General features: G+C 68.1%; 31 protein-coding genes. 13 read left to right on the top strand and 18 right to left on the bottom strand.

Annotated features, from left to right (window positions below):
- Window positions 1-72 precede the first annotated feature (72 nt).
- Window positions 73-684 (top strand): beta/gamma crystallin-related protein, encoded by a 612-nt coding sequence (locus GYM46_RS13285; protein WP_008260432.1) that lies wholly within the window; start codon window positions 73-75, stop codon window positions 682-684.
- Here the strand turns inward: GYM46_RS13285 and GYM46_RS13290 are convergent.
- Window positions 681-1,652, bottom strand: a complete 972-nt coding sequence (locus tag GYM46_RS13290; protein WP_040349696.1) for an NAD(P)H-quinone oxidoreductase — start codon at window positions 1,650-1,652, stop codon at window positions 681-683. The two genes, GYM46_RS13285 and GYM46_RS13290, sit on opposite strands and share 4 nt — an antisense overlap.
- Window positions 1,653-1,743: 91 nt before the next feature.
- On the opposite strand from GYM46_RS13290, the gene GYM46_RS13295 reads away from it, so the two are divergent.
- Window positions 1,744-1,947 (top strand): DUF1192 domain-containing protein, encoded by a 204-nt coding sequence (locus GYM46_RS13295; protein WP_008263967.1) that lies wholly within the window; start codon window positions 1,744-1,746, stop codon window positions 1,945-1,947.
- A gap of 107 nt (window positions 1,948-2,054) precedes the next feature.
- A complete protein-coding gene (locus GYM46_RS13300) occupies window positions 2,055-2,570 on the top strand; it encodes a DUF1465 family protein (RefSeq protein ID WP_050771718.1) in 516 nt (171 codons plus the stop codon).
- Window positions 2,571-2,755: 185 nt separating this feature from the next.
- On the opposite strand, the gene GYM46_RS13305 is transcribed toward GYM46_RS13300, so the two are convergent.
- Window positions 2,756-4,318 (bottom strand): L,D-transpeptidase family protein, encoded by a 1,563-nt coding sequence (locus GYM46_RS13305; protein ID WP_008262733.1) that lies wholly within the window; start codon window positions 4,316-4,318, stop codon window positions 2,756-2,758.
- A gap of 191 nt (window positions 4,319-4,509) precedes the next feature.
- Window positions 4,510-4,734 (bottom strand): 50S ribosomal protein L31, encoded by a 225-nt coding sequence (gene rpmE, locus GYM46_RS13310; RefSeq protein ID WP_008258897.1) that lies wholly within the window; start codon window positions 4,732-4,734, stop codon window positions 4,510-4,512.
- Between the two features lie 136 nt (window positions 4,735-4,870).
- On the opposite strand from rpmE, the gene GYM46_RS13315 reads away from it, so the two are divergent.
- On the top strand, window positions 4,871-6,751 hold the full coding sequence (locus GYM46_RS13315) for an ABC transporter transmembrane domain-containing protein (RefSeq protein ID WP_008259192.1): 1,881 nt from the start codon (window positions 4,871-4,873) through the stop codon (window positions 6,749-6,751).
- Between the two features lie 13 nt (window positions 6,752-6,764).
- Here the strand turns inward: GYM46_RS13315 and GYM46_RS13320 are convergent, their stop codons facing one another.
- The 6 genes from GYM46_RS13320 to GYM46_RS13345 all read right to left on the bottom strand — a co-directional run bounded on the left by GYM46_RS13320 (window position 6,765) and on the right by GYM46_RS13345 (window position 10,947).
- A complete protein-coding gene (locus tag GYM46_RS13320; RefSeq protein WP_008263782.1) occupies window positions 6,765-7,790 on the bottom strand; it encodes a glycerophosphodiester phosphodiesterase in 1,026 nt (341 codons plus the stop codon).
- A gap of 210 nt (window positions 7,791-8,000) precedes the next feature.
- Window positions 8,001-8,807, bottom strand: coding sequence for an inositol monophosphatase family protein (locus GYM46_RS13325; RefSeq protein ID WP_008262938.1), 807 nt, complete (start codon window positions 8,805-8,807; stop codon window positions 8,001-8,003).
- A gap of 117 nt (window positions 8,808-8,924) precedes the next feature.
- A complete protein-coding gene (efp, locus tag GYM46_RS13330; RefSeq protein WP_008264088.1) occupies window positions 8,925-9,491 on the bottom strand; it encodes an elongation factor P in 567 nt (188 codons plus the stop codon).
- 99 nt (window positions 9,492-9,590) lie between these two features.
- Entirely contained in the window at window positions 9,591-10,151 is a 561-nt protein-coding gene (locus GYM46_RS13335; protein ID WP_008261886.1) for a tryptophan-rich sensory protein, read from the bottom strand.
- A 55-nt stretch (window positions 10,152-10,206) separates the two neighbouring features.
- On the bottom strand, window positions 10,207-10,449 hold the full coding sequence (locus GYM46_RS13340) for a helix-turn-helix domain-containing protein (protein ID WP_035308935.1): 243 nt from the start codon (window positions 10,447-10,449) through the stop codon (window positions 10,207-10,209).
- Window positions 10,450-10,947, bottom strand: a complete 498-nt coding sequence (locus GYM46_RS13345; protein ID WP_008262565.1) for a hypothetical protein — start codon at window positions 10,945-10,947, stop codon at window positions 10,450-10,452.
- Window positions 10,948-11,076: 129 nt separating this feature from the next.
- On the opposite strand from GYM46_RS13345, the gene GYM46_RS13350 reads away from it, so the two are divergent.
- Both GYM46_RS13350 and GYM46_RS13355 read left to right on the top strand, forming a co-directional pair.
- Complete coding sequence (locus GYM46_RS13350) at window positions 11,077-11,979, top strand: ABC transporter ATP-binding protein (RefSeq protein ID WP_244304257.1); 903 nt, start codon at window positions 11,077-11,079, stop codon at window positions 11,977-11,979.
- Window positions 11,979-12,701: an ABC transporter permease gene (locus GYM46_RS13355; protein ID WP_008259772.1), complete on the top strand. Its 723-nt coding sequence runs from the start codon at window positions 11,979-11,981 to the stop codon at window positions 12,699-12,701. Before GYM46_RS13350 ends, GYM46_RS13355 begins: the two co-directional genes overlap by 1 nt.
- 7 nt (window positions 12,702-12,708) lie before the next feature.
- Here GYM46_RS13355 and bfr read toward each other — a convergent pair whose 3' ends face one another.
- Together bfr and GYM46_RS13365 are read right to left on the bottom strand one after the other, a co-directional pair.
- Complete coding sequence (gene bfr / locus GYM46_RS13360) at window positions 12,709-13,209, bottom strand: bacterioferritin (protein WP_008259683.1); 501 nt, start codon at window positions 13,207-13,209, stop codon at window positions 12,709-12,711.
- Between the two features lie 138 nt (window positions 13,210-13,347).
- Window positions 13,348-13,533: a (2Fe-2S)-binding protein gene (locus GYM46_RS13365; RefSeq protein WP_035308943.1), complete on the bottom strand. Its 186-nt coding sequence runs from the start codon at window positions 13,531-13,533 to the stop codon at window positions 13,348-13,350.
- Between the two features lie 131 nt (window positions 13,534-13,664).
- On the opposite strand from GYM46_RS13365, the gene thiE reads away from it, so the two are divergent.
- The 3 genes from thiE (at window position 13,665) to GYM46_RS13380 (ending at window position 17,035) form a co-directional block, all read left to right on the top strand.
- Complete coding sequence (gene thiE / locus GYM46_RS13370) at window positions 13,665-14,318, top strand: thiamine phosphate synthase (protein ID WP_040349690.1); 654 nt, start codon at window positions 13,665-13,667, stop codon at window positions 14,316-14,318.
- 73 nt (window positions 14,319-14,391) lie between these two features.
- On the top strand, window positions 14,392-16,074 hold the full coding sequence (locus tag GYM46_RS13375) for a sensor histidine kinase (protein WP_008263986.1): 1,683 nt from the start codon (window positions 14,392-14,394) through the stop codon (window positions 16,072-16,074).
- 619 nt (window positions 16,075-16,693) lie between these two features.
- A complete protein-coding gene (locus tag GYM46_RS13380; protein ID WP_050771657.1) occupies window positions 16,694-17,035 on the top strand; it encodes a hypothetical protein in 342 nt (113 codons plus the stop codon).
- 6 nt (window positions 17,036-17,041) lie between these two features.
- On the opposite strand, the gene GYM46_RS13385 is transcribed toward GYM46_RS13380, so the two are convergent.
- Window positions 17,042-17,383 carry a VOC family protein gene (locus GYM46_RS13385; RefSeq protein WP_008261978.1) on the bottom strand — a complete coding sequence of 114 codons (342 nt, stop codon included), beginning with the start codon at window positions 17,381-17,383 and terminating at the stop codon, window positions 17,042-17,044.
- Window positions 17,384-17,482: 99 nt separating this feature from the next.
- Between GYM46_RS13385 and GYM46_RS13390 the strand changes: the two genes are divergently transcribed.
- Complete coding sequence (locus GYM46_RS13390; protein WP_156796451.1) at window positions 17,483-17,626, top strand: hypothetical protein; 144 nt, start codon at window positions 17,483-17,485, stop codon at window positions 17,624-17,626.
- Window positions 17,627-17,651: 25 nt separating this feature from the next.
- Here the strand turns inward: GYM46_RS13390 and aroC are convergent, their stop codons facing one another.
- From aroC to GYM46_RS13410, 4 genes are read right to left on the bottom strand one after another with little or no spacing between them, the layout of a single operon-like run.
- Entirely contained in the window at window positions 17,652-18,737 is a 1,086-nt protein-coding gene (aroC, locus tag GYM46_RS13395; protein ID WP_008263701.1) for a chorismate synthase, read from the bottom strand.
- 8 nt (window positions 18,738-18,745) lie between these two features.
- On the bottom strand, window positions 18,746-19,117 hold the full coding sequence (locus GYM46_RS13400; RefSeq protein WP_008259808.1) for a type II toxin-antitoxin system VapC family toxin: 372 nt from the start codon (window positions 19,115-19,117) through the stop codon (window positions 18,746-18,748).
- A complete protein-coding gene (locus tag GYM46_RS13405) occupies window positions 19,114-19,317 on the bottom strand; it encodes a type II toxin-antitoxin system VapB family antitoxin (protein WP_008258922.1) in 204 nt (67 codons plus the stop codon). Before GYM46_RS13405 ends, GYM46_RS13400 begins: the two co-directional genes overlap by 4 nt.
- 58 nt (window positions 19,318-19,375) lie before the next feature.
- Window positions 19,376-20,110, bottom strand: coding sequence for a J domain-containing protein (locus tag GYM46_RS13410; protein ID WP_008260444.1), 735 nt, complete (start codon window positions 20,108-20,110; stop codon window positions 19,376-19,378).
- 178 nt (window positions 20,111-20,288) lie between these two features.
- On the opposite strand from GYM46_RS13410, the gene pdxH reads away from it, so the two are divergent.
- Together pdxH and GYM46_RS13420 are read left to right on the top strand one after the other, a co-directional pair.
- Window positions 20,289-20,963: a pyridoxamine 5'-phosphate oxidase gene (gene pdxH, locus GYM46_RS13415; protein ID WP_040349687.1), complete on the top strand. Its 675-nt coding sequence runs from the start codon at window positions 20,289-20,291 to the stop codon at window positions 20,961-20,963.
- A gap of 77 nt (window positions 20,964-21,040) precedes the next feature.
- Window positions 21,041-22,636 (top strand): carboxylesterase/lipase family protein, encoded by a 1,596-nt coding sequence (locus GYM46_RS13420; protein ID WP_008260370.1) that lies wholly within the window; start codon window positions 21,041-21,043, stop codon window positions 22,634-22,636.
- Here the strand turns inward: GYM46_RS13420 and GYM46_RS13425 are convergent, their stop codons facing one another.
- Entirely contained in the window at window positions 22,637-23,692 is a 1,056-nt protein-coding gene (locus tag GYM46_RS13425) for a L,D-transpeptidase family protein (RefSeq protein WP_040349685.1), read from the bottom strand.
- A 46-nt stretch (window positions 23,693-23,738) separates the two neighbouring features.
- On the bottom strand, window positions 23,739-23,900 hold the full coding sequence (locus tag GYM46_RS13430; RefSeq protein ID WP_008259259.1) for a hypothetical protein: 162 nt from the start codon (window positions 23,898-23,900) through the stop codon (window positions 23,739-23,741).
- Between the two features lie 173 nt (window positions 23,901-24,073).
- Here GYM46_RS13430 and GYM46_RS13435 point away from each other — a divergent pair, with 173 nt between their 5' ends.
- Complete coding sequence (locus GYM46_RS13435; protein ID WP_008258735.1) at window positions 24,074-25,234, top strand: GNAT family N-acetyltransferase; 1,161 nt, start codon at window positions 24,074-24,076, stop codon at window positions 25,232-25,234.
- Window positions 25,235-25,240: the final 6 nt, after the last annotated feature.

A 25,240-nucleotide genomic window follows, 5' to 3' on the forward strand; every position in this document is an offset into this window, starting at 1 on the left:
GCCACGGTTCATGTGCGCCGAGGCAACCTTCGCGGTAGTCGAGGCTTTCGCCTTCGGGAGAGGAGAAACATCATGTCCATTCTGCTTGGGGCCGCCATGGCCGCAGCCCTGGCTTCGGGCCAGGACATCACCGCCCAGCGGGTCGCGCCGCGCGGCAGCTACGCCCGGTCCTGCACCGAGGCCTATACGCACCGGGGCCGCCTGTACGCCGATTGTCGCGACATGCGCGGCCAGATTCGCGGCACCTCGATCGAGCTGGCGCGCTGCGGCGATGAGGAGATCAACAACGACAACGGCCTGCTCGTCTGCGGCCGGTTCCGCGGCGACTACGAGGATCGCCAGCCCGATCGGCCCGGCGGCGGGCCCGGCAATGGGGGTGGTTGGAACGGCGGAAATGGCGGCGGTTGGAACGGCGGCGGCTGGGGCCGGTCTTCGATCACCGTCTATGAGAATTCGAACTTCCGCGGCGCCTCGCGGGAATTCGTCGGCGAGGACCGCAACCTGGGCCGCACGCCTTTCAATGACCGGATCAGTTCGGTGCGTGTCCAGGGGCGCTGGGAAGTCTGCACCGACGCCGAGTTCCGGGGCCGTTGCCGTATCGTCGAAGGCGATATCCGCAATCTGAGCGGCGGCTTCAACGACAGCATCTCGTCGATGCGCCCGGTGCGGGGCGGTCGCTACTAGGCCGTCAGCACGAACTTGCCGACGTGATCGCCCGCCTCCAGCGCGCGATGGGCGTCGGCGGCGCGCTCCAGCGGGAAGGTCGCCTGCACCGGCGGCCGGACCGCGTCCGAGACCACCCAGGGCCAGACCGTCGCCTCCACGGCGGCGGTCAACCGGGCCTTCTCGTCGGCTGAACGGCTGCGCAGGGTCGAGCCGGTCAGCACCAGCCGTTTCAGCATCACCCGCATCAGGTCGATCTCGACCTTGGACCCCGACAGCGAGGCGATGACCACCCAGCGCCCGCCGGCCTTCAGCGCCTTCAGGTTCAGTTCGGCGTAGTCCCGCCCCACCATGTCCAGCACCACATCGGCCCCGCCCGCCTCGGCGATGGCGGCGGCCAGATCGTCGGTTTTGGCGTCCAGGCTGACGTCGGCGCCCAGGGCGCGTGCGGCGGCGGTCTTGTCCGCCCCGCGCGAGGTGGCGATCACCGTCGCGCCGGCGGCCTTGGCCATCTGGATGGCGGTGACGCCGATGCCGCTGGTTGCGCCGTGGATCAGCAGGTTCTGGCCGGCCTTCAGCCCTCCCGCCTCGAACACATTGGCGAAGACGGTGAAGACCGTCTCGGGCAGGACCGCCGCCTGCACATAGTCCAGTCCATCCGGGATCGGCAGCAGATGCCGGGCGTCCACCACGACCCTGTCGGCGTAACCGCCCCCGCCCAGCAGGGCGCAGACCCGGTCGCCGACGGCCCAGCGCGTCACGCCCTCGCCCAGGGCCTCGACCTCGCCGGCGACTTCCAGCCCCATGATGTCCGAAGCCCCCGGCGGCGGCGGATAGACGCCATTTCGCTGCAACAGGTCCGGCCTATTGATTCCCGCCGCATGAACCCGAATCATCACCTCGCCGGCGCGGGCCACAGGGTCGGGCCGGTCCGCCGGCCGCAGCGCCTCGGCCGGTCCTGAACCGCCTTCGATCTCGATGACCCGCATAGTCGCTCCGCTTGCAATCGTCCGTGTCCGGGCGTTCAGATAGGCGCCCCGGCCGCGCGCGGCCATGGCAGGATGAAGAAAGGCGACGACGATGTTCGAGGATATCGAACCCCGCCCCCGGCGCGGCGAGGCCCTGACGGCCCTGGGGCGCGAAGATTTGGACCTCTATTCGATCGACGACCTCGAGGAGCGGATCGAGGCGCTGGACCATGAGATACAGCGCGCCCGCTCGGCCATAGAAGGCAAGAAATCCAAGAAGAGCGCCGCCGACGCCCTGTTCAAATTTGGAGCGTGATCGCGCAAGGATCGAAACCGTGGCATGACGGTTGCAGTCCTGACGACACGGGCGCCGTCCTTGCCCAAAGTCAGAACAAGCGTCCACTCTCGATGATGATGTCCACCATGACCCTGAGCGACACCCAGAGCACGGGCTCCAAGGCCGACCGCGGTCGCAAGGTGCAGGACTTCGCCCGCTCGGAACTGTTCGACCGCACCTTCCGCGAGGGGATGGAGCTGGTCGAGGAGACCGCCGCCTATCTGGACGGGGAGGGGCGCCGCGATTCCAAGATGCTGTCCCGCGCCGCCGCCCTGGCCTATGCCGCCGAGAGCATGAAGCTGACCACGCGCCTGATGCAGATCGCCTCGTGGCTGCTGGTCCAGCGGGCCGTGCGCGAGGATGACATGACGCCGGACGCCGCCTGCGAGCCGCGTTATCGCCTGAACGACCGCAAGATCGAGAGCGAACCCAGCCACGCCGAACTGCCCATCGCCCTGGTGGAATATCTGGTCCGGTCCGAAAAACTGTTCGACCGGGCGCTGTATCTGGACCGCCGCATGTATCTCGACGTTCAGGAAGAGCAGCCGCAAAATCCGGTGCTGAGCCAGCACGGCCTGCTGGAAGCCGCGTTCAAGGGCTGAAGCGACCCACTTCTCCCTCCCCCTGCGGGGGAGGGGGGCGAAGCGAAGCGGAGCCGGGTGGGCAGGGCAGGGCGACGTCCCACAGGCCTCGGTCTTAATAAAATCAGTGCGGCTTAGCCTAGCCGCCCCCACCCCGTCGCTACGCGACGCCCCTCCCCCGCAGGGGGAGGGAGAATATTATCCCCTTACGGCCCGACGTCGTTGACGTCGCGGCGGCCGTCGTCGACCGGTTTGGGCAGGCTGACGGCGATGCCCAGGGCCTGGGCCAGCTTGTCGTCGCGGCCATAGACGTCCTCGCGGAACGCCACCCGGCCCTGACCGTCCACGAAGGCGGTCCAGTACAGCAGTCGCACCGAGATCTCGCGGCCGGTGGTGACGCGGGTCGTCTCGCGCGTGTCCTGGGCCGTGTCGAACTGCGCCAGCTTGACCGGGTCGGGCGACAGCAGCAGCCGCGCGAACTCGACCGCATTCTGCACCCGCACGCAGCCGTGGCTGCGCTGGCGCATTGACAGGTTGAACGCCGCCTTGGACGGGGTGTCGTGCAGGAAGATGGCGTAGCTGTCGCGCAGCTCGAACTTCACATAGCCCAGTGCGGCTTTCGGCCCGGCGCGCTGGATCACCGTGCCGTTCTGAACATACATGTCGTTGGCGGCCAGATAGGCCGGCCCCTTGGGCAGGATCTCCCGGCGGGCGATGCTGGCCGGGACATACCAGGGCGGATTGGCGACCACCGAGGCGAAGGGCTTCTCCAGGCTGGGCGTCTGGTTTTCGGCCGAGCCGACGATGACGCGGTTGGAGTGGACCGGCTTGCCGTCCTTCCAATAGACCATGATGGCGGCGGCGGTGTTGACCTCGATCCGCTCGGGCGCGACGTCGCGCTTCAGCCAGCGGCGGCGTTCCAGGTTCAGGGCGATCTGGCGGGCGCGGTCCTCGGCCGAGGCCGACAGCGAACGCTGGGTCCCCGTGCCGATGCGGCCGTCGGCGCCCAGACCGTGGCGGACCTGGAAGCCCTGAACCGCCTGTTGCAGCTCCGACCCATAGGTCAGGCCCTCGGTCTTCAGCCGCGCGCCGTTCGCCGCCGTCAGGTCGCCTTCGGCCGTCAGCCGGTCGATCAGGGCCGGGATGCGCCGGTCGCTCATGTTCGGCTCGATCGTCGGGCCGGCCGGGAAGGCGGGCCAGCCGCCCTGGGCCGCCAGGCGACGATAACGGACATAGCCCGCCGACAGATTCTGATAGCCGATGTCGGTCGGCGCCAGACCCTCGAACCAGTCCAGCAGGATGTTGCGGGCCAGGGCGTCGCTCAGGCCGCGCGGCAGGTCCACGCGGTTCTTCTGCATCTCCCACAGGTCCTCGACCGTCTCGGGCCGGACCTTGCCCTCGGCCAGGACGCGGCCATAGGCCAGGGCTGCAGCCGTGGTGCGCAGATCCGACGAGGCGGGATCGGCGGCCAGGCCGACGAAGTCGAAATAGTCGCCGGCCGACAGGCCGTGCCGCTCGGTCCGACCGGCGACGGCGTTCAGGGCGCGCAGCTGATCGGCGGTCCACACCGGCCGCCAGCCGTTCATTTCATAAAAGGCGCGGACGTCGGCCTGTTGCGTCTCGGGCAGACGCGAAATCTGGTCGTTGAAACTGTTGTAGAAGGCGGTCGCCTGCGAACCGCGCTGCACGGTCACCTGCTGCGCGCGCGCCGTGGAGGCGAGGGTCACGGTCGCCGTCGCGACGCCCAGACCCAGTTCCCGTCTATTCATAACCCGTCCGCTTCCCGATGGGTCGATCCCCGTGGATCGACGCCCTTGCTTCGCCGTATGTGCGAACGCCGCTTATGTTACCGATGTTCCCGGCAAACAAAAAGCGCCGGTCCCGGGACCGGCGCTCTTCGTGAGCCGATTGCTGCTCAGATGCTGCCCAAATGCTGCAACGTGTCGCAGCCGGGACGCGCTTACTTCTTGATGAAGCCGGCGAACTTGTTGTTGAAGCGCGAAACGCGGCCGCCGCGGTCCAGCAGGTGGGCGTTGCCGCCGGTCCAGGCCGGGTGGGTCAGCGGATCGATGTCCAGGTTCAGCGTGCCGCCTTCCTTACCGTAGGTCGAGCGGGTCTGGTACGAGGTGCCATCCGTCATCACCACGGTGATGAAGTGATAGTCGGGGTGCGTATCGGCCTTCATGGTCGTCGTCCGGTCTCTGGCGCGGTGACGATGCCGACCGTCGGTGCGCGTGAAATTGAGAATCTCGCCGAAAGAGTCAGCGGGAAAGAGCGGGGCGTTTACACCGGGGGGCGTTCCGGGGCAAGAGGCGGGCGCAATGACCGATCAAACCGCCGCTCCCGCCCGTTCCGCCGCCGTTTCGGGGCGCGCCTCCGGCGTCGGAACGGCCGAAGGCCGACCCAGCGCCGGGGCCCTGTTGATGGAGCAGATGTCCGAGGCGGGCGAGAAACGCGCCAAACGCCGCGACATTCGCCCCCTGGCGCGCCTGATCCCCTTCGCCATGCGCCACAAGGGCCATGCCCTGATGGCGGTCTTCTGGCTGCTGCTGTCCACCACCGCCTCGCTGGGGCTGACGGTCCTGGCCCGCGGGGCCATCGACCACGGGTTTGAGGCCGGCGGCGCCAATCTGAACCGGTGGTTCCTGCTGCTGGGCGCCAACGCCCTGTTCCTGGGCCTGGCCACCGCCGCCCGCTATTTCTACGTCACCCGCACGGGCGAGCGCGTCATCGCCGATGTCCGCAAGGGCTTGTTCGGCCGCATCCTGACGCTGGACCCGTCCTTCTACGCCCATATGCGCACCGGCGAGGTGCTGTCGCGCCTGACGACCGACATCGCCCTGGTCGAGACCCTGATGACCACCTCGGTCTCCTATGCCCTGCGCAACTTCCTGACCCTGATCGGCGGGGTCGCCCTGTTGTTCTTCGTCAGCCCCAAGCTGACGGGTCTGGTCATGCTGATCGTGCCCTTCCTGCTGGGCCCCATCTTCATCTTCGGCCGCCGGGTGCGCAAACTGACCGTCGCCTCTCAGGACCGGTTCGCCAACGCCGTCGGCTTCGCCGGCGAGAGCGTGGACGCGATCGAGACCGTCCAGGCCTTCGGCCGCGAACGCAGCGCCATCGCCCGCTTCGGCGCGGCGGTCGAGGACGCCTTCGCCGCCTCCCTGACCCGGATGCGGGCGCGGGCCTGGATGACCGCCCTGATCATCATCGTCATGTTCGGCGGCGTCACCCTGGTGCTGTGGCTGGGGGCGCTGGACGTGGTGGCGGGGGTGATGACGCCCGGCGCATTGCTTCAGTTCGTGCTGCTGTCGGTCTTCGCCGCCGGGGCGGTCGGCGCCCTGGGCGAAAGCTGGGGCGATGTCCAGAAGGCCGCCGGCGCCATGGAGCGGATCGAGGAGCTGATGCAGGCCACGCCCGACATCGCCCCGCCGGCCCAGCCTGTCACCTTGCCGTCGCCGCCGCGCGGCGAGGTGTCCATGTCCGCCGTCGGCTTCTCCTATCCCGGCCGTCCCGACCTGCCGGCCCTGAAGGGGTTCAGCCTGACCGTCCGTCCGGGCGAGACCGTGGCCCTGGTCGGTCCGTCGGGGGCGGGCAAGTCCACTGTCTTCCGCCTGTTGCTGCGCTTCTATGATCCCCAGACCGGCGTGGTCTCGGTCGACGGCGTCGATGTGCGCCAGGCTGATCCCGTCGCCGTGCGCGACCGCTTCGCCTGGGTGTCGCAGGAGACGCCGCTGTTCTCGGGTTCGGCCCTGGAGAACATCCGCTTCGGCCGCGAGACCGCCACCCTGGAAGAGGCCCGCGCCGTCGCCGACAAGGCCCAGGCCCTGGGCTTCATCGACGCCCTGCCGGAAGGTTTCGACACCCCGCTGGGCGAACGCGGCAAGAGCCTGTCGGGCGGTCAGCGCCAGCGTCTGGCCATCGCCCGCGCCCTGGTCCGCGACGCCCCCATCCTGCTGCTGGATGAGGCGACCAGCGCCCTGGACGCCGAAAGCGAACGCCTGGTCCAGATCGCCCTCGATCAGGCCATGGAAGAGCGCACCACCATCGTCATCGCCCACCGCCTGGCCACCGTGCTCCGCGCCGACCGCATCGTCGTCATGGACGACGGCCGCGTGGTGGAGGAGGGGACCCACGACCAACTGGTGGCCAAGGGCGGGCTTTACGCGCGGTTGGCCGAACTGCAGTTCCGCGCCGGATAGACGCGCGGTCCGGCTACCTGGATCGCGCCAGGGCCGGGAAGTCGGAGAAGACGGCGTCCACACCCGCCTCCGCGAAGGCGGCGGCGTAGCCCGCCATGTCGCCATGGTCGGCGAACCCTTCGCCCCGCCGCCGCTCGGCCGGGAGGAAGGCGTTCTCGGCCCGCAGGGTCCAGATCACCACCTTCAGCCCCGCCGCATGGGCGTCCGTGACCAGGGCGCTGGGCGCGGTCGTGCGGCCTTCGGCGTCGCGCGGCAGGACCAGGGTCATCTCCGGCGCGATCCAGTCGGCATAGGCGGCCATGGCCTTCAGGCCTTCGGGCGTGATCATCTGGGCGTAGGTCTGCGACGGCCGGTCCTCCGGCGCGCCGGCTGCGCTGACCAGTTGCGCCAGCGGGACGTCGATCCTCTGCGACAGCCGCTTCAGCGGTCCGACCTCGAAACACTGGACGATGACGGGCGCGTCGGCGCCGGTCAGGCCCAGCCGCTCCAGTTCGCCCACGAAGGCGTCCTCCATCGGCAGGCCGATGGCGGCGAAATAGGTCGGGTGTTTCAGCTCGGGGGCCACGGCGATGGGGCGGCCGGTCCGGGCGGAGGCTTCGCGCGCGACGGCCACGACCTCGTCGAAGGTCAGGATGGGTTCTTGCCCGTCATAGGCGACATTGCCGGGCCGGAACTCGGGTAGCCGCTCCCTGGCCCGCAGGGTCTTCAGCTCGGCCAGGGTGAAGTCCTCGGTGAACCATCCGGTGATGGCCGCGCCGTCGATGGTCTTGGTGGTCTTGCGATCCGCGAACTCGGGCCGGTCGGCCACGTCGGTCGTACCGCTGATCTCGTTCTCGTGCCGGTCGATGAAGACCCCGTCCCTGGACATCACCAGGTCCGGCTCGATTACATCGGCGCCCTGTTCGATCGCCAGTTCATAGGCTGCGCGCGTATGCTCCGGCCGTTCGCCGGACGCGCCGCGATGGGCGATGATCAGAGGCTGGGCCACGGCGGGCGTTCCAACGAGCAGGGCGAGGGCGGTGACGATGGCGCGGATCATGCTCCTTGGATAGGGGCGCCGCGCGACAACCGAATGACGACGGCGTTTCTCCCTCCCCCTGCGGGGGAGGGGGGCGAAGCGCAGCGGAGCCGGGTGGGACGGGCAGGGCGAAGTCCCCCAGACCTGATCGCGCGCCAGCCTTGCCGCCGCCACCCCGTCGCTTCGCGACGCCCCTCCCCGGTCGGGGAGGGAGAGGCGGCTGTGCGACCGTCAGGACGCCTGCAGCACCTTGCGCAGCTGCGGATGCAGTTCGCTGTTGCTGGCCAGAACCGACACGCCCGTCTTGGGATCGCCGTCCGCCTCGATGGTGGTCACCGACCCGCCGGCCTCGGTGACGAACAGGATGCCCGCCGCCACGTCCCAGGGCTTCAGGCCGCGCTCGTAATAGGCGTCGTAGCGGCCGGCCGCGACCCAGGCGAAGTCCAGGGCGGCCGAGCCGAGGCGGCGGATGCCGGCGACGCGCTGGCCGATGGCGTGGATGTCCTTGATGGCCTGGGCGTGGCCCGGCTTGCCGATGAAGGGCAGGCCCGTGGCGACCAGGCTCTCCGACAGGTCGCGACGGCCGGCGACGCGGATCCGCTGGTCGTTCAGATAGCAGCCCTTGCCCTTCTCGGCCCAGAACAGCTCGTTCATCACGGGGTTGTAGGTCACGCCGGCCACGATCTCGCTCGAACCGTCGGGCGCCCTGCGCTCCAGCCCCACCGTGACGGCGAAATGCGGCATGGCGTGCATGAAGTTGGTGGTGCCGTCGATGGGATCGACGATCCAGGTGTGGGACTTGTCGGTCCCCTCGATCATGCCGCGCTCTTCACCCAGGAAGCCGTAGCCCGGGCGGGCCTTCATCAGCAGTTCGTACAGGGTGTCTTCGGCGCGCAGGTCGGCGGTCGTGACGAAATCGCCCGGCCCCTTCCTCGACACCTGAAGCTGCGACACCTCGCCGAAGTCGCGCAGCATGGGGCGTGCGGTCTTGCGCACCGCGTCGAGCATGACTTGGAGCAGGGCGGAAGCGAGGGCCATCGGCGGATCTCCTGGTCCGCATGTCCTGAAAAGGCCCATTCTTCAGTAGGATGGGAGCCCGGACATGCGGAGAAGTGCAAGAAAGGGAACGGCCCCGGATGAGGCCGGCAGTGTGTCTTAGTCCGCGCGGCGGACGTATTCGCCGCTGGTCGTGTCGACGATGATGCGTTCACCGGCCGACATATAGGGCGGGATCATGATCCGCACGCCGTTCGAGGCGATGGCGGGCTTGTACGAGGACGAGGCCGTCTGTCCCTTCACGGTCGGCTCGGTTTCGGCGACTTCCAGCACGACCTGATCCGGCAGCTCCAGGCCGATCGGACGCTCTTCGTGCATCTCGATGATCACCTTCATGCCCTCTTGCAGATAGGGGATCCGCTCTTCGCCGACCCAGTCCTTCTGCAGCTCGATCTGCTCGTAGGTGGCGTCGTCCATGAAGACCAGGCTGTCGCCGTTGTCGAACAGATAGGAGAAGTCCTTCTGCTCCAGCGTGACGCGCTCGACCTTGTCTTCCGACCGGAAGCGTTCGTTCAGCTTGTTGCCGGTCTCGAGGTTCTTGGCCTCGACGTTGGCGAAGGCGCCGCCCTTGCCGGGCTTGACGTGGCTGGCCTTGGTGACGACCCACAGGCCGCCATTGTGCTGCAGGACCATGCCGGGCTTGATGGTGTTGCCGTTGATCTTCATGGGGTCACATCGGGAATGGGGTTGCGCCCACGCGCCCGGATGGGGCGTGGCGAATAGGGCGCGATCCCTAGAGGAAGCCCCGGCAAAGGGCAAGGCGGCCTAATGCAGGCTGCGGCCGCCCGAGACGTCGTCCGCCTTGCGATGAAGCAGATTGCCCATCCGTACGCCCGATCCGGTCGGCGCCGCCATCTTGCCCGCCCCTTCGTCCAGCTTGCGCGCCTCGTGGGCGAAGGCGGCGGCCAGGCCCGCGGACGACATGGCCGCCAGCACCTGTTTCCACATCGACGACGGGCGCAGGCCCAGCCAGACGGCGTTGACGGTCTGGGCCGCGACCCACAGGCCCATGGCCCTGGTCCGCTCGCGCGCCGGCGGGGCGTTCCAGACACGCACGGCCGACAGGGTGGTGGCCGAGAACACCGCAGGAAGGATCAGACTGAAGGCGCCGTGGGGCTTCTCGGTGATCGGCAGGTCGCGGTCGCGAACCTGTCTCAAGGACCGTTTCGGCCTCAGCGCGCCAGAGGCTATGCCCGTCGCCAGCAAGGCGAACCCCACCGTCAGGGCGACGCCCATGGCCACATGCCCGGCGCTGCGCCCCTCGCTGTTCAGCAGGTCCACAGCTGCGTCGCGCACATCATCAATGGCGTCGTCGATGTCAGTCATGGTCCGCTCCAGCTTGCCCGTCGAAATCTAATGGCCGGGACCGGACGCGGTTCCGTCAGACCTCTTCCGGCTCGACCGGTTCCATCTCGCGCGGATCGAAATCATAGTCCAGCAAATCGCCGGGGCGACACTCCAGAACGGCGCATAGTCGCGACAGGGTGCTGAAGCGAATGCCCTTCACCTTGCCGGACCGGAACAGGGAGAACTGGGTTTCGCTCAGGCCGACCTGGGCGGCGACATCGCGCGCCTTCAGGCCCTTGCGGACCATCAGATCATTCAGGGTCACGCGAACGGGCATTCAGATCATTTCGTCCATCTCGGCCTGCAGCAGGCCCGCCTGATCGATCACCCGTCCCAGAAGGAAGAGGGCGCCGCCGATCATGCCCAGGGTCATGCCGGCGACGTCGAAATAGGCCCAACTGCTCCGCTCGTCGCCCAGAAGCCGCATCAGATTGGTGACGCCGAACACGCTGAGCAGCCCGCCGAAGCCCAGCGCCAGCCCCACACGACGCAGGGCGGACGACAGGGTCGGCTGGATCAGCCGCCCCTTGGCCAACTGCCCCAGCGCCGACCCGATCGACCAGACGGCGAACAGGTAGAGAAGCGTCGGCGAGGCCCAGACGATCTCCCGAAGCAGGAGGGTGAGGTCTCTGTGTTCTCCGCGTGCTGCGAAGACCGCCGGCACGATCACATACATCAGCGCCAGGATCGCGCCGACGCTGCAAACCATGAAAACCGCGAGCCAGCGAAACTGCCGGCACATGCGGCGAAAACGGGCGAGATCGTCGGCGGTCATGGGCTTCCCTGCGGAGTTGAACCTGTCGAGTCTTTAATCTTGACTTAAAAATCCTCCTCGCGCAACTTTATCTAAGAGTTAAATGCGGGGTGGGTTATGGCGGCCATAGAGACAGTAGGGCTGACGCGCATGTTCGGCCGTCGTTGTGCGGTGGACTCGGTGTCCATGACGGCGCCCAAGCATGCGGTCTATGGGTTCCTGGGGCGCAACGGCGCCGGCAAGACCACGACGATGAAGATGCTGATCGGGCTGTTGCGACCCACCTCGGGCGTGGCTCGGGTCTGCGGCGTCGACGTCGCGCAGGATCGCAGGGGTGCGGCCCGCAAGATCGGCGTCCTCCTGGAGGCGCACGGCTTCTACGCCCACCTGTCGGGACGAGAAAACCTGGACCTCACGCGCCGGCTTCTTGGTCTTGCGGCGACCGAGATCGACAGGGTGCTGGAGGTCGTCGGCATGACACGCGACGGCGGACGCCGGGTCGGCGACTATTCGCTGGGCATGCGTCAGAGGCTCGGCATAGCGCGCGCCCTGCTGGGGTCCCCGCCGGTGCTGATGCTGGACGAACCGACGAACGGGCTGGACCCCGACGGGATCGCCGACATGCGCCTGTTTCTGCGCGAACTGCCGATCCGCACGGGGGCGACCGTCCTTCTGTCCAGCCACCTGCTCGGCGAGATCGAACAGACCGCCACCCACGTGGGCGTGATTCACGAAGGCCGACTGGTGGTCGAGGGCGAACTGGCCAGGCTGAAGGCCGAACTGGCGCCCGAGATCGGCTTGCGCGTCGATGACCCGGCGCGCGCGCGGGCGGTGCTGCAGTCGCTGGATCTGACCCTGAGCGAAGACGCGGAGGGCCTTGTGGCGCGGCTGCGTCCCGGCAACGATCACGACCAGGTCTGCGCTGCTCTGAACCGCGAGCTGGTGGCCGCAGGCGTGGCTGTGTTCGCCATCGGCGCCCGCGCCCGTTCGCTGGAGGGCGTCTATCGCGCCGCTTCCGCCCTGTCCCAATCCCGCTTTGCGGAGTCCGTCTGATGCTCGCCGTTCTGTCCGTCGAAATCCGCAAGCTGAACCGGTCACTGGCCCTTGTGTTGGCCGCGACCGCTCCGGCTCTGATCGCCGTCTTCGCCTTTTCAATGCTGCTGCGGTCCGAGACGCCTTGGGAATGGGAGAGGTGGATCGGCAGCGCCACGGCGATCTGGGCCTATTTCATGATGCCCATGTGCGTCACCGCCCTGACCGCCCTGGTCGCCCATATGGAGCATGGGCCGCGCAGCTGGGATCACCTGCGCGCCCTGCCTGTCCCACGCTGGACCCTCTATGCGTCAAAGGCGGTCTGCGTGATCGGCCTGGTGCTGATCATGAGCGCGGCCGTGCTGGCCATGACGATCGGGGCCGTGATCCTCGGCGGCCTCATCAAGCCGGAGGCGGCGGCGGCTGGAGGACTGGACCTCGCGGCTCATGCCTGGATCCTGGCCAAGATCGCGGCGGCCGCCGTTCTGATGATCGCCCTTCAGTTCTGGACGGCGATCCGGTTCGCCAGCTTCGTGCCCGGCCTTGTGCTGGGCATCGGCGGAACCTTCTTCGCCGTGGTGGCGACCTCGGCGAAAGAGGGCGTATTCATGCCCTGGCAGATGCCGGTGAACATCCTGGCGACCGAGGCGTGGCGCGTTCAGACCGCCTTGACCCTGGGCGGCGGTCTGGGTCTCGTCGTCCTCGCGGCGGCGGTGATCCACCTGGCCCGCCGCGAGGGCTGAGGATCGATCAGCCGCCGGTGGCGCTGTTGTCGGTGACGATTTCCTTCATGGCCGACTGCAGATAGTTCTGCGCGCCCATCAGTTCGATCAGCTTGTGCTGGTTTTCCAGGAAGTCGATGTGTTCCTCGGTGTCGGCCAGGATCTTCATCAGCAGGTCGCGGCTGACGTAGTCGCGGGTCTCTTCGCACAGGGTCACGGCGGCGGCGGTCGCGACGCGGCTGTCCAGCTCGAGTTGCAGGTCGGCGCCCAGGCATTCGATCGGATCCTCGCCGACCTTCAGCTTGTGCAAATCCTGCAGATTCGGCAGGCCGTCCAGGAAGAGGATGCGTTTGATCAGCATGTCGGCGTGTTTCATCTCGCCGATCGATTCTTCGTAGATGACGTGGCCCAGATGAGCCAGGCCCCAGCTTTCGAACATGCGCGCATGCAGGAAATACTGGTTCACCGCCGTCAGCTCGTTGGTGAGCACCGCGTTCAGCGTGCGGAGGATAGCGGGGTCGCCCTTCATGGCCGTGTCCTTGGTCTTGCGACGGCGCCTTCGCCATCTGTCGAGCGACGCAATACCACAGTAAAATCGACCCTGCTTATTTGCGAGTTTTTATCACTGCATTGATAGTGCGAGTGATTTTCGGCAGCAAGCAAGGGGCTATTCAGCCGCCATAGCGAAGGCTTCGCGGCTGTCCTGGATCATCTGGCGCATCTCGCAGACGCATTTGGCGCATTGGGCTTGGCACTGGTGGCTGGCGAAGATGTCGCGCGGCCGACAGGCGCCGGCCTCGATGGCCTGGGCCACATCCCGCTTGCGAAGACCATTGCAGTTACAGACGTACACGAGAGTTCTACGCGTTCCACCGACTGAGAATGGTTCGCTATAGCACCCCTTAAGGCGATTGCAAGTCGTTCGCATGGGTGTGCGACGACGGACCCGTTGACGAATGGTCGCAGGAGGGGGAAGTCAGCCCCATGGCCAGAACCCCGACCGTTCCCGACCGCCCGCCCTGCCGGCTGTATCTGATCACCCCGCCCGCGATTCCCGATCTGGACGCCTTCGCCGCGACCCTGGACGAGGCCCTGGGCGCCGGCGACGTGGCCGCCCTGCAGATTCGGCTCAAGCCCGCCGACGACGCCGCCATCTGCGCGGCCGTTGAGCGACTGGCGCCGATCGCGCGGCGTCATGGGGTGGCGGTCCTGCTGAACGACCGACCCGATCTGGCGAAGGCCGCGGGCTGCGACGGGGTTCATATCGGGCAGGAGGACGGTTCGCTGGCCGAGGCGCGGCGCATCCTGGGGCCGGACGCCATGATCGGCGTGACCTGCCACGACGACCGCGACCTGGCCTGGGACGCGGCCGAGGGCGGGGCGGATTATGTCGCCTTCGGCGCCTTCTATCCGACCGACACCAAGACGACGGTCCACCGACCCGGTCTGGAGATCCTGACGGTCTGGCAGGAGACCGTCGAGACGCCCTGCGTCGCCATCGGCGGAATCACCGTCGAGACGGCGGCGGAGGTGGCGCGTGCGGGCGCAGATTTCATCGCCGTCAGCGCCGGGGTCTGGTCCTATGACGCAGGTCCAGCTTCAGCGGTTAAGGACTTCAATCATAGATTGAATAATTAGCATGTGACCATGTTTCAGGGGATATTAGGAACCGCATGGTTTGATGGCGCGATCAATTGCCTCGAGACCCTGCATGCCCCTGAGCCGTGTGCTCGACATCGATGTCGCGGCGCCGCCGACGCAGCCGTCGGCCGCGCGCATGCGCGCGGCTGAGCCGAGCAGCGGCGATGTCTTCGCCCACCCCTTGATTCCCGTGATGACCGGCGTGGCTGTCGCTGTTCTGGCGGCGGTGTCCATCGGCTGGGCCCATAGTCTGGGGCTCATCTCGGGACTTTGGGGCGTGTGCGGGGTGGCGGTCGCCGTCTGGCTTCGGACCGGGCGGGGGCGGCGTCACGACGTGGCCTTCGCCACCGTCCTGATGATCAGCATCCTGATCGGCGAGTTGATCGCCGGCTACAAGCCCATGCTGTCCCTGCTGTTCGCCCTGGCGAACATGGTGGAGATCATCGGGGCGGTTCTTCTGGCGCGCCGCTTCGCCCCGACGCTGAACGTGTCCAGCCTGAACGGCGTGGCGCGGTTTCTCATTTGCACCGCGGCTCTCGCGCCGATCCCGGCGGGCGTGTTCGCGTCGATCGCCTTGGCGCCGTTCGGCTCGGGCGACGTGCTGGAGACGTTTCAGACCTGGTGGTTCGGTCATGCGCTGGGTCTGGCCGTCATAGGCACGCTCGGCTTGTCTCTGACCTGGTCCACCCTGGCCCGTCTCACCCGCCCCGGCGCGCTGTTGGAGGCCGGCCTGTTGCTGGCGGGCGTGCTGGCTGTCCAGTTCTTCGGCCTGACCGGCCGTGCTGAGATCGGTGTGGCGATGATCCCCTTGTTGCTCGGGGTCGCGGTCCGACTCGGCGTCGCGGGCACGGCCTTCAGCCTGCTGGTCGTCACCCTGCTGTCGGTCGGGGGCGCCATGCTCGGCTACGGTCCCCATATCGAGACCCTGAGCCGGTCGGAACAGGTTCTGGCGGCCCAGCTCCAGGTTCTGGTCGGCTATATGCCGATCCTGCTGGTCGCGGCCCTTCTGGAGGAGCGCGACCGTCTGTCCGAACGGGCGCGATCCGGGCAGGTCCGGGCGGAGCAAGCCTCGGAGGCCAAGTCGCGCCTGCTCGCCAATGTGGCGCATGAGATCAAGAGCCCGGTCGCCGGCGTGATCGGCATCGGCAATCTGTGGTCGACCGGCCAACTCGGGCCTGTCACGCCCCAGCAGACGGAAATGGCGGACGTGCTGGTCAAGACCGCGCGACAGGTGGAGGCGCTGGCCCACGACCTGCTCGATGTGGCGCGAGCCGAGTCCGGCGCGGTCAAGGTCGATCTGCGGCCGACGGATATTCCCGGCCTGCTGGAAGACGTCAGGCGTGCAGCCATGCTCAGGTCGGAAGCCCAGTCGGTGGATGTGCAGGTGGTCTGCGAGGGCGACGGTCTGATCGCGGTGGCCGATTCCCAGCGACTGGCGCAGGTGATCGACAATCTGACCAGCAACGCCCTCAAATACGGCGGCTCGGGCGGGCGGGTGATTCTGCGGGCGCTTCGTGCGGACCAGCATATCCGCATCGAGGTGGTCGATTTCGGCCCGGGCCTGTCCTCGCAGAAGCAATCGCAGCTGTTCGAGCCCTTCAACCGTCTGGGACTGGAGCGATCCAGCGTGGAGGGCCACGGCGTCGGTCTGGCCATCGCCAAACGACTGGTCGAACTGCAGGGCGGCGCCATCGGCGTGATCTCGAGCCCCGGCGAGGGCGCGACCTTCTGGGTGAATCTGCCGCACGCCTGACCGCACGCTTGCGGTTCCTTCGGCGCCGGGTAATGGTCCGGCCATGGTCGTCATCGCTCTCGCCGTCGCTCTTGTGTCCGGGCAGGACACGTCCACGCCGCGCTCGGCCTCGGATCTGACGCGCGATCTCAACAGCGGACCGCCGTTCGCGACCTCCGCCCCAACCTCGGCTCCTGTTTCTGCTCCCGCGCAGGCCGTCCCGGCGCCTGCGCCTGCGCCCGTCCGGGTGGAGCCGGCCCCGCAGTCCAGGCCTGCGCCCCAGCCCTCGACCTTGACCCGCGACCTGAACAGCGCGCCGGCCTCGACCGCCCGGCCCGTGACGCCCGGGGCGCAGACGCCCGCTGCCCAAACGCCCGCTGCCCAAACGCCTGTTGCCCAAACGCCTGCTGCCCAGACGCCCGCTGCCCAGAGGCCGGTTACGCCGCCGCCTGCGCAGACCCCTGTCCGGTCTCCATCGACCGCCCCCGTCGTCCAGCGCCCCACCGCCGCGCCGACCCCTGCGCCGGTTCAGGCCAGTCCCGTGCGGCCCGCGCCTGCGCCCGCGCCAGCCCAGACGCCGTCAACGGTCGCTCCGGCGCCTGCGCCGCCCGTCGGGCCTCAAGGATTGGACGCTGCGGCCATGGCCGCCTTGCCGTTCACGCTGGACCTGCCGTCCGGAACCGTGCTGACCCAGTCGCGCGCCGGCGCTGACGCCCGAATCTACGCCGTCCGTCGCGGGGACACGGTTCTGGTCATGATCTACGCGGGTCCGGCGTCGCAGTTTCCCATCTATGACGGCCAGATGATCCAGGCCGGCGGACGGGCCTCCATCGTCGTGACCGAGGGCGGACGCCGCCTGGCCATCGAGCATCTGTTCCAGCGTGCGACCGCGCCGCTGGAAATCCACGTCTGGGTGGCGTCGCCGGACGGCGCCGACCGCGAACAGGGCGAACGGATCGCCCAGTCGGTCGACGCCCGCTAGGCGATCTCAGTTTTCGGACCAGACCGCCATTTCGGTTCCCGCCGGATCGGCGAAGTGGAACCGCCGGCCGCCGGGAAAGGCGTAGATCGGCTTCAGGATCACGCCGCCCGCCCCCTGGACCTTGGCCTGCATGGCTTCCAGATCGTGGGCGTAAAGGATGGGCAGGGGCGTCTTGGTCCGCTCGGCTTGGTCGGCGTCGAACCCTCCATCCAGTCCCTGGTCGAAGGCGGCGTAGGTCGGGCCGTAGTCGACGAAGGTCCAGCCGAAGGCCCGGCTGTAGAATTCCTTGGTTTCGGGCAGGCTGGCGGCGGGCAGTTCGAGGTAGTCCAGTTTTCCGTCTTCACGCACGGGTGATCTCCTGGGGTACGGCGCCACCGACGAACCTCTCTTGCACGCCGCCCGGATGTGCGCAAACCTGCAAACGGTTCGCAGTTGCAGGAGTCGCTGATGATCGTGATGACGACGGGTCTAACCGGCCTGATTGCTCTGATGCGACAGGATGAGAAGACGGCCGCACGAACGGAAGAGCGCGCCCCTGTCCGCCCGACAGTGGTTTCGGACGGTCAAAAGCTGCGCGCCCGACCAGGCTGATCGACCCGCCCTCAGTCCTTGGCCGTCAGCCCACCTGGGCGCGGTGGCGCAGCAGGGCGTCGGCCAGGACGCAGGCGGCCATGGCCTCGACCACCGGCACGGCGCGAAGGGCGACGCAGGGGTCGTGGCGGCCCTTGGTGCGAAGGTCGGTCTCCTCGCCGTCGCGGGTGATGGTCTGGCGCGGCGTCAGGATCGAGGAGGTGGGTTTGAACGCCACCCGCGCCGTCACCGGCTGGCCCGTCGATATGCCGCCCAGAACCCCGCCCGCATGGTTGGACAGGAAGACCGGCTGCTTGTTCAGGTCCAGCCGCATCTGGTCGGCGTTGTCCTCGCCCGACAGTTCAGCGGCCGCGAAGCCGGCGCCGATCTCGACGCCCTTGGCGGCGTTGATCGACATCAGGGCGGCGGCCAGTTCGGAATCCAGCTTGCCGTACAGGGGGGCGCCCCAGCCGGCCGGCACGCCTGTGACCTCCAGTGCGACCACGGCGCCGATGGACGAGCCGGCCTTGCGGATATCGTCCAGATAGGCCTCCCACGCGGACACGACGGCGCGCGACGCGGCGAACAGGGGATTGTCGTGGACGGCGTCGAAATCGATGTCTTCGGGGGCGATCCTGTGCGGGCCGATCTGGACCACGCCGGCGCGGATCTTCACGCCGTCGCCCAGCACCTTGCGCGCCACGGCGCCCGCCGCCACCCGGCTGGCGGTTTCCCGCGCCGAGGACCGTCCGCCGCCGCGCGGATCACGAACCCCGTATTTGGTCTGATAGGTGAAGTCGGCGTGGCCCGGCCGATAGGCGCGGGCGATCTCGCCATAGTCCTTGGACCGCTGGTCCTCGTTCTGGATCAGGATCGAGATGGGCGTGCCGGTGGTCACCGGGCCTTCGCCGTCGTCGAACACGCCCGACAGGATCTGGGCCGTATCGCTCTCGCGCCTCTGGGTCACGAAGCGCGAACCCCCGGGCTTGCGCTGATCCAGCCAGGGCTGGAGATCGGCCTCGGTCAGCGGGATCAGCGGCGGACAGCCGTCCACGACGCAGCCGATAGCCGGCCCATGGCTCTCGCCCCAAGTGGTCACGCGAAACAGATGGCCGAAGGTGTTGTGCGACATGGCCGACCCTAATGGTCGAGGACGGCGGCCAGGTCCAGTGTCCGGGCAGCCTCCTGTAGCCGACGATCCCGTGTCCACAGCCGCGCGCCGGGCGTCAGTCGGGTGGAGGCGAGGAGGTGAAGATCCAGATAGCCGACGCCAATCCCGAAAAGCCGGTTTTTTTCGATCAGGGTCAGCACCTCTTGGTGCGAGGCGGCGACAGCGGTCGGCAATCGCGAGAGTTGGTCGAGAAAGGCGCGGCGGTTGGCGAGGTTTCCAGCGGCCAGTTCGCCGATGATGGCGGGATGGCACAGGATGCCCTCGCCACGAAGCCGCTCAACCAGGGTCTGGTCTGTTGATCGCAGGTGCGCGATCCATACCGAACTGTCGGCCAGGATCATTCCTCGACCAATTCGGGGCGTCGCCGAGGCGCGGCTGTGGCTTTGGGGTCAGTTCCGCCCATGGCGGCCAGGCGACGCGCCGCCTCGCGGGCGACGAACGCCTTGAGGGCTTCACGAATGATCGCGGACCGCTCGGACAGACCGGAGTATTCCGCCGCCATTTCCATCAGTTCGTCATCGAGTGTCACGGTGGTTCGCATGGCGTGCCTCATCAAAAACGTCACCAGATGATGCGCTCAATGATGTGACGCTTCAAGATCAGGCCGCCAGACGCTCCGGCGCCCAGGCGCGGGTGAACCGGACCAGCATATCCTCGGCGGCCGAGGGCGCCTCCGACGACGGGGTCAGGGTCACGAACAGATGGCCCGCAGGATGGGGACCGCGCGCCGGCAGGCCCATGTCCTTGAACCGCACCCGCGCCGGCGCCGCCATCTCCGGCGTGATCCAGGCCGAGCGGGCGCCCGCATGGGTTTCGATCTCGACCCGGCCGCCTTCGTCCAGCAGGCGCGAGGGGGTGGGCCAGGTCATGAACAGGTCGTCGCCCATGACCGAAAGCCCGTCCTCGGGCCGGATCAGCACCGCCAGATACAGGTCCGAACCGTCCGTCGCGCCGCCGCGCAGCCGCAGATGCTCGCCCGTGCGCAGGCCCGCCGGGACGGCGACCCGAACCGTGCGTGCGCCCAGCCTCAGTTCGACCCGCGCGCCGGCCAGGGCCTGCATCGGGCTGAGCCCCAGCACCGGCCGCGGCGCGGGGCGTTCGGCGGGCGCCGCCAGGCTCGGACGGGCAGGGGCGTGGGCCTGGATCAGGCGGTAGGCGGCGATCACCCGCCGGAACCGTTCGGCGTCTCCGCCGGCCTGGTCCGGACGCGCCGCCTTCACCGCTGCACGGAAGGCGGTTTTCAGGGCGGCGGCGTCGGTCGCGCCGTGCAGACCCAGGATCGACAGGGCTTCGCGAACGGCGGCGGCGTCGGAGGTGGAACGGATGGCGCTCATTCCCGTACCGTTCGCGCCTTAGGGTCAATGCCGGGTTAACTTAACTTTTCGGGCTACCGCGCTTCGCGCCCCTTGAGGCCATTCATGTCGGGCTACCGCGCCTCGCGCGACTGGAGCCCGGGGGGCCGTTTTGATCCCGATCATTTCCACCGCCTCTGTCCCGCGCTAAGTCAGGCGCATGACCCCCCCCGTGATCCCGCCCAGCCCGTCGCGCGAAGAGTACGCGCGCGACTATGCCGCCGCCCTTGCCGTCAATGGCGACGAGACGATCTTTGACCGGGTCGAGCCCATCGGCCTGTTCGTCGAATGGCTGGCCGAGGCGGGGGCGCACGAGGTCAATGATTCCAACGCCATGACCCTGTCTACGGTGGACGCCGACGGCATGCCTGACGCCCGGATCGTCCTGCTGAAGGATGTGGATGGGCGCGGCTTCACCTTCTATTCGAACCGCGAGAGCGCCAAGGGTCTGGAGCTGGACGCCCGTCCGGTGGCCGCCCTGACCTTCCACTGGAAGTCGTTGCGGCGTCAGGTGCGGGTGCGCGGCCAGGTGCAGCCGGTCAGCAAGGAAGAGGCCGACGCCTATTTCGCCAGCCGCGCCCGCGAGAGCCGGGTCGGGGCCTGGGCCTCGGACCAGTCTCGTCCGCTGGACACGCGTGCGACGCTGGAAGGCGCCGTGGCGCGCGAGACCGCCCGGTTCGAAGGCGACGAGGTGCCGCGCCCCGAACGCTGGACCGGCTGGCGTGTGACGCCGCAAAGCGTCGAATTCTGGCGCGACCGTCCATTCCGCCTGCACGACCGGCTGCGCTTCACGCGCGACGGCGACGCCTGGAGCCGCGAACGCCTCTGGCCTTGATGTCGCGGCCGTTCGGCGCGAACGAAACGCTCTGGCTTCGGCCGCGTTAAGCTCGCTCGTCTCGGCCAAGGGTCTTCATGCGTTTTCTGTCGCTTCTGTTTGCGTCCCTGCTGCTTGCGGCCTGCGCCACCCATCCCGGCAAGGTCGATCATGTCCGGTTCGCCAGCGACGCCCGGTCCGTGCTGGCGACGACCCAGGCCGGGACGGTGCGCGGCGTTCAGGGCGCGGGGGTTCGCGCCTTTCTGGGCGTGCCCTTCGCCCGTCCGCCGGTCGGCGATCTACGCTGGCGCGCGCCGCAGCCGATCCAGGCCTGGACCGGCGTGCGCGATGCGACCCGGCCGGGATCGGACTGCACCCAGGCCATTGGGCGCAAGGCCATTCTGGGCGGGGGCGGCGGCCTCGTCGTGGGGGGCGAGGACTGTCTGTATCTGAACATCTATATGCCCGCCGGAGACGCCGCCGAGCTGCGGCCGGTGATGGTCTATATCCCCGGGGGCGCCTTCACTGTGGGCTCGGGCGTCAACTATGATCCGTCGAAACTGGCCGCCGATCAGGATCGGGTGGTCGTCACCCTGAACTACCGCCTGGGCGCCCTGGGCTGGCTGGCCCATCCGAAATTCCAGGCGGAGAGCGAAGGCTTCGGCGGCAATTTCGGCCTGATGGACCAGCAGGCGGCCCTGCAATGGGTGAATCGGAACATCGCGGCCTTCGGCGGCGATCCGGCCAATGTGACCCTGTTCGCCGAGAGCGCAGGGGCATGGACGGCCTGCTACCTGATGGCCTCGCCCAAATCCGAGGGTCTGTACCAGCGGGTCATCATGCAAAGCGGCGGATGTCTGGAGCCGTCGTCCCTGGTCAGCGCGGAGGAGGCGGCCAGGACCGGGGCGAAGTTTGCGGAAAACCTGGGGTGTGGCGGCTCCGATCAGATCGACTGTCTGAAGGCCCTGCCGGCCTGGCGGTTGGCGCGCGCGCCGTCCCTGCGGGCGGGGATCAATGGGCCTGGATCCTGGGGACCGGTTCATACCGACGCGACCGTGCCGGAAAACCCGGCCCTGGCGATCCATGAGGGCCGCTTCACCCGCGTGCCGGTCATCGTCGGCACGAACCTGGACGAGGGGCGGCTGTTCGCCAACGAGGTCAAGGATATGGATCGCTACCAGAAGGAGACGATCTGGATGTACGGCGATGTCGGCCCGCGCGTGCTGGACCGTTATCCGGTCGGTCCTGAGGGGCCGGCCTACGCCATCGCTGCGAACTTCACCGACCAGAGGTTCGCCTGTCCGTCCCAGGCCCTGCGCCGTCAGTTGTCCCGGTATGTGCCGGTCTGGGGCTATGAGTTCGCGGATCGCGGCGCGCCCTTCGTCCTGCCGGACTGGCTGGTCGGCCTGGACCTGGGCGCCTATCACGCCAGCGAACTGGCCTATGTGTTCGGGACCAGTTGGGTCTTCACCGATGTGAAGCGGTTCACCCCCCGACAGAAGGCCCTGTCGGATCGGATGCAGCGGCTGTGGGCCGGTTTCGGCCAGGGCGACTTCGGCCCCGAATGGCCCCGCGTCGAGGGTGCGGGGCCGGTGCGGGTGTTCACGGCCCAGGGCGACCGACTGGATAAGGACTTCTTCGGCCGCCACCACTGCGACTTCTGGGACGGAACGCCTTTCGGCGCGGTCCAGTAGTCAGACGAACCGCACGGTCACGCCGGGCTTGACCTTGTCGGCCAGCATCCAGGCGTCCCAGTTGGTCAGGCGGACGCAGCCGTGCGAGGCGGTCTTGCCGACCAGATGCGGGTCGGGCGTGCCGTGGATGCCGTAGCTGGGCTTGTTCAGATCGATCCAGACCACGCCGACCGGATTGTTCGGTCCCGGCTGAACCATGACCTTGCGGCTTCCTTCGCCAAAGCTCAGCTTGGACGGGTCATAGGTATAGTTCGGATTGCGGGCGACGCCGTTGACCTTGACCGTGCCGGTGGGCGTCGGATTGTCGCCGCTGCCGATGGTGGCCGGGAAATAGGCGATCAGCTTGCCATCGGCGGCGAACGCCTTGACCGACCCCTCGGCCTTGTTGACGTCGATATGGTCCACCTCGGCGGGCAGGGGCTTGGTGTTCACCGCCGGAACCAGCAGGGGCTGACCGACACGGTTGAAGTCTGCGCCCGGATTCATCGCCCGCAGCAGGCCCTCGGTCACGTGGAAACGTTCGGCCAGGGCTTCGACGATATTGGCGTAGCCCATCGCGGCCGCCTCGCCCTGGGCTTCCAGATCAGTCGGAACCACGCCGATATAGGGGCCGGCGACGTCCTCCTGCGTGATCCGATAGGTCGAGGTCACGGCGCCGATCCCCACGGCGCGAAGCCGGCCCATGATGTCGGCGTCCAGTTCGCCGGTGACGGGCAGACCCTGCGCCTCCTGGAAGGCCGAGATCGCCTGACGCATGTTCGAGCCGGCCAGTCCGTCGATGGCGCCGGGCGAAAACCGCGCCCGTTGCAGCAAAATCTGGGCGCGGATCAGGGCCGGTTCCGGTTGAGCCGGATTTTGCGCCGTCGTCGGGGGCGCGTCGGGTGCGGGGGGCGAATAGGCGCTGTTCTCGATGGCGTCGCGCGACAGGGGGCCTGACTGCCCGACTTCGGCGGCGGGGGACGTCGCCGCATCTCGGTCATTGTCGGCGGGCGGGGAACAGGCGGCCAGGGTCAGGACGGCGAGACTGGAGGCGAGGCAGGCGAAACGGCGGTTCATTCGGGAGCTTTCGGAGGCGACAGACAAGGGCGTGGTAGCGTCGGGTTCAGTTCTCTTCGCCCGTCGCGGGATCGGTCGCGGTCTCGCCCGAGTTGCTGGAGCCTTCCGAGCCCTTGGGTTCGGTCGCGGGGCGCGGCGGTTCGCCGTCGTGGTCCGGACGCAGGTTTTCGTTCTCTACGTTGCGATTGTCGGGGCGTGCGTCTGTCATGGGGGTCTCCTGGCGGAGCAGGCCTCCGCAGGATGGCAACGCGCGCGGGCCGGCGGGGCTCCCGGCTGTGGCGATATCACCCCGTTCACCATGACGATGAACCATACCGAAACGGGCCATGGCGCATGGTTTCTGGAATGGACCTTGCTCCCAAGGGTCGCATGAGGACGCGCATGGCCGAAACGCTGCAGGTCGAGATCATGAGCGCGGAGGCGATGGACGCCGCCGCGATCGCCCTGTGGCGCGACTGGACGACGACCAATCCGGCCCTGACCAGTCCCTATTTCCGCTGGGACTATACGCAGATCGCCGCCCGCGTCTGTCCAGGCGCGGCCGTGGCCGTGTTTCGGCGCGGCGGGCGGATCGTCGGCTTCTTCCCGCATCAGAAACGCGGTGGATCGGTGCAGCCGCTGGGTGCGCCGATGAACGACTATCATGGCGTGATCGCCGCCGAGGGCGAGACCATCACGCTGGAACAGGTGGCGCACCTGCTTCATGCACGCCGGTTGAACGTCCCCGGCTGGATCGGCGCGGCCGAGACCGGCCAGGCGCGTGAGACCGTTCAGGTCGCCATGCCGGACGCCGGCTTCGACGCCTGGTACGCCGAGCGTCGCGTGACCTTCGGCAAATATTTCAAGGACAAGGAACGGGCCCGCCGCAGCCTGGAGGCCGAGCTGGGCCCCGTTCGGGTCGAACGCGGCCTGCACGACCCCGCCCTGCTGGACCAGTTGATTGAACTGAAGGCGGCCCAGTATCGCCGCTCGGGCCTGCATGACATTTTCGCCTGCGGCTGGACGCGCGACCTGCTCCACGCCCTGATGGCGGACCCCCGGCCTGACTTCGGGGCCTCGATGGCGGCCATGCATGCGGGGGACAAGCTGGTGGCGATCGAGTTCTCGCTACACGCTGGTCGGCATTATCATTTCTGGTTCCCGGTGTATGAGCCCAGCCTGGCGCGTTGCTCGCCGGGGATATTGCTGAGCATGGACACGATGCGGCTGGCCTCGGCCGAGGGTTTCCGGGTCTTTGACTTCGGGTTCGAGGGCGAGAGCTACAAGAAGTATTTCGTCAACGCTCGCCAGACGGTGCGCGAGGCGGTGGTGATGCGGCCCGGCCTGACCCAGGCCCTGGGCGACGCAGCGGTAGGGGTGCTGGACAAGGCGGGCGGCCGGGGCGAGGCGCTGCGGGCGTCGCTGCGCCGTCGCTGGTCCACTATCGAGGCCTGCGAGGCCTCGCCGGTCGGGCGGCTGCGCGGCGCGGCCGTCGCGGTTCGGTCCGCCGTCAGCAAGGCCGCCGCCCGCAAGAAGACGCCCGCGCGCGTCGCCCATGTCTGAGGATAG

The organism is Brevundimonas mediterranea (assembly GCF_011064825.1).
GTDB lineage: Bacteria > Pseudomonadota > Alphaproteobacteria > Caulobacterales > Caulobacteraceae > Brevundimonas > Brevundimonas mediterranea_A.

Bases quoted from the DNA above. Each gene is read 5' to 3' on its own strand.
- GYM46_RS13315 (WP_008259192.1), top strand. From the start codon at position 4,871: ATGACCGATCAAACCGCCGCTCCCGCCCGTTCCGCCGCCGTTTCGGGG.
- GYM46_RS13430 (WP_008259259.1), bottom strand. From the start codon at position 23,900: ATGACAGACGCACGCCCCGACAATCGCAACGTAGAGAACGAAAACCTG.
- GYM46_RS13300 (WP_050771718.1), top strand. From the start codon at position 2,055: ATGACCCTGAGCGACACCCAGAGCACGGGCTCCAAGGCCGACCGCGGT.
- GYM46_RS13390 (WP_156796451.1), top strand. From the start codon at position 17,483: ATGATCGTGATGACGACGGGTCTAACCGGCCTGATTGCTCTGATGCGA.
- GYM46_RS13340 (WP_035308935.1), bottom strand. From the start codon at position 10,449: ATGCCCGTTCGCGTGACCCTGAATGATCTGATGGTCCGCAAGGGCCTG.
- aroC (WP_008263701.1), bottom strand. From the start codon at position 18,737: ATGTCGCACAACACCTTCGGCCATCTGTTTCGCGTGACCACTTGGGGC.
- GYM46_RS13295 (WP_008263967.1), top strand. From the start codon at position 1,744: ATGTTCGAGGATATCGAACCCCGCCCCCGGCGCGGCGAGGCCCTGACG.
- GYM46_RS13305 (WP_008262733.1), bottom strand. From the start codon at position 4,318: ATGAATAGACGGGAACTGGGTCTGGGCGTCGCGACGGCGACCGTGACC.
- GYM46_RS13380 (WP_050771657.1), top strand. From the start codon at position 16,694: ATGGCCGCCTTGCCGTTCACGCTGGACCTGCCGTCCGGAACCGTGCTG.
- pdxH (WP_040349687.1), top strand. From the start codon at position 20,289: ATGACCCCCCCCGTGATCCCGCCCAGCCCGTCGCGCGAAGAGTACGCG.
- GYM46_RS13320 (WP_008263782.1), bottom strand. From the start codon at position 7,790: ATGATCCGCGCCATCGTCACCGCCCTCGCCCTGCTCGTTGGAACGCCC.
- GYM46_RS13405 (WP_008258922.1), bottom strand. From the start codon at position 19,317: ATGCGAACCACCGTGACACTCGATGACGAACTGATGGAAATGGCGGCG.
- GYM46_RS13350 (WP_244304257.1), top strand. From the start codon at position 11,077: ATGTTCGGCCGTCGTTGTGCGGTGGACTCGGTGTCCATGACGGCGCCC.
- efp (WP_008264088.1), bottom strand. From the start codon at position 9,491: ATGAAGATCAACGGCAACACCATCAAGCCCGGCATGGTCCTGCAGCAC.
- GYM46_RS13420 (WP_008260370.1), top strand. From the start codon at position 21,041: ATGCGTTTTCTGTCGCTTCTGTTTGCGTCCCTGCTGCTTGCGGCCTGC.
- GYM46_RS13375 (WP_008263986.1), top strand. From the start codon at position 14,392: ATGCCCCTGAGCCGTGTGCTCGACATCGATGTCGCGGCGCCGCCGACG.
- GYM46_RS13435 (WP_008258735.1), top strand. From the start codon at position 24,074: ATGGCCGAAACGCTGCAGGTCGAGATCATGAGCGCGGAGGCGATGGAC.
- thiE (WP_040349690.1), top strand. From the start codon at position 13,665: ATGGCCAGAACCCCGACCGTTCCCGACCGCCCGCCCTGCCGGCTGTAT.
- bfr (WP_008259683.1), bottom strand. From the start codon at position 13,209: ATGAAGGGCGACCCCGCTATCCTCCGCACGCTGAACGCGGTGCTCACC.
- GYM46_RS13290 (WP_040349696.1), bottom strand. From the start codon at position 1,652: ATGCGGGTCATCGAGATCGAAGGCGGTTCAGGACCGGCCGAGGCGCTG.
- GYM46_RS13355 (WP_008259772.1), top strand. From the start codon at position 11,979: ATGCTCGCCGTTCTGTCCGTCGAAATCCGCAAGCTGAACCGGTCACTG.
- GYM46_RS13325 (WP_008262938.1), bottom strand. From the start codon at position 8,807: ATGGCCCTCGCTTCCGCCCTGCTCCAAGTCATGCTCGACGCGGTGCGC.
- GYM46_RS13410 (WP_008260444.1), bottom strand. From the start codon at position 20,110: ATGAGCGCCATCCGTTCCACCTCCGACGCCGCCGCCGTTCGCGAAGCC.
- GYM46_RS13425 (WP_040349685.1), bottom strand. From the start codon at position 23,692: ATGAACCGCCGTTTCGCCTGCCTCGCCTCCAGTCTCGCCGTCCTGACC.
- GYM46_RS13345 (WP_008262565.1), bottom strand. From the start codon at position 10,947: ATGACCGCCGACGATCTCGCCCGTTTTCGCCGCATGTGCCGGCAGTTT.
- GYM46_RS13335 (WP_008261886.1), bottom strand. From the start codon at position 10,151: ATGACTGACATCGACGACGCCATTGATGATGTGCGCGACGCAGCTGTG.
- GYM46_RS13285 (WP_008260432.1), top strand. From the start codon at position 73: ATGTCCATTCTGCTTGGGGCCGCCATGGCCGCAGCCCTGGCTTCGGGC.
- rpmE (WP_008258897.1), bottom strand. From the start codon at position 4,734: ATGAAGGCCGATACGCACCCCGACTATCACTTCATCACCGTGGTGATG.
- GYM46_RS13400 (WP_008259808.1), bottom strand. From the start codon at position 19,117: ATGATCCTGGCCGACAGTTCGGTATGGATCGCGCACCTGCGATCAACA.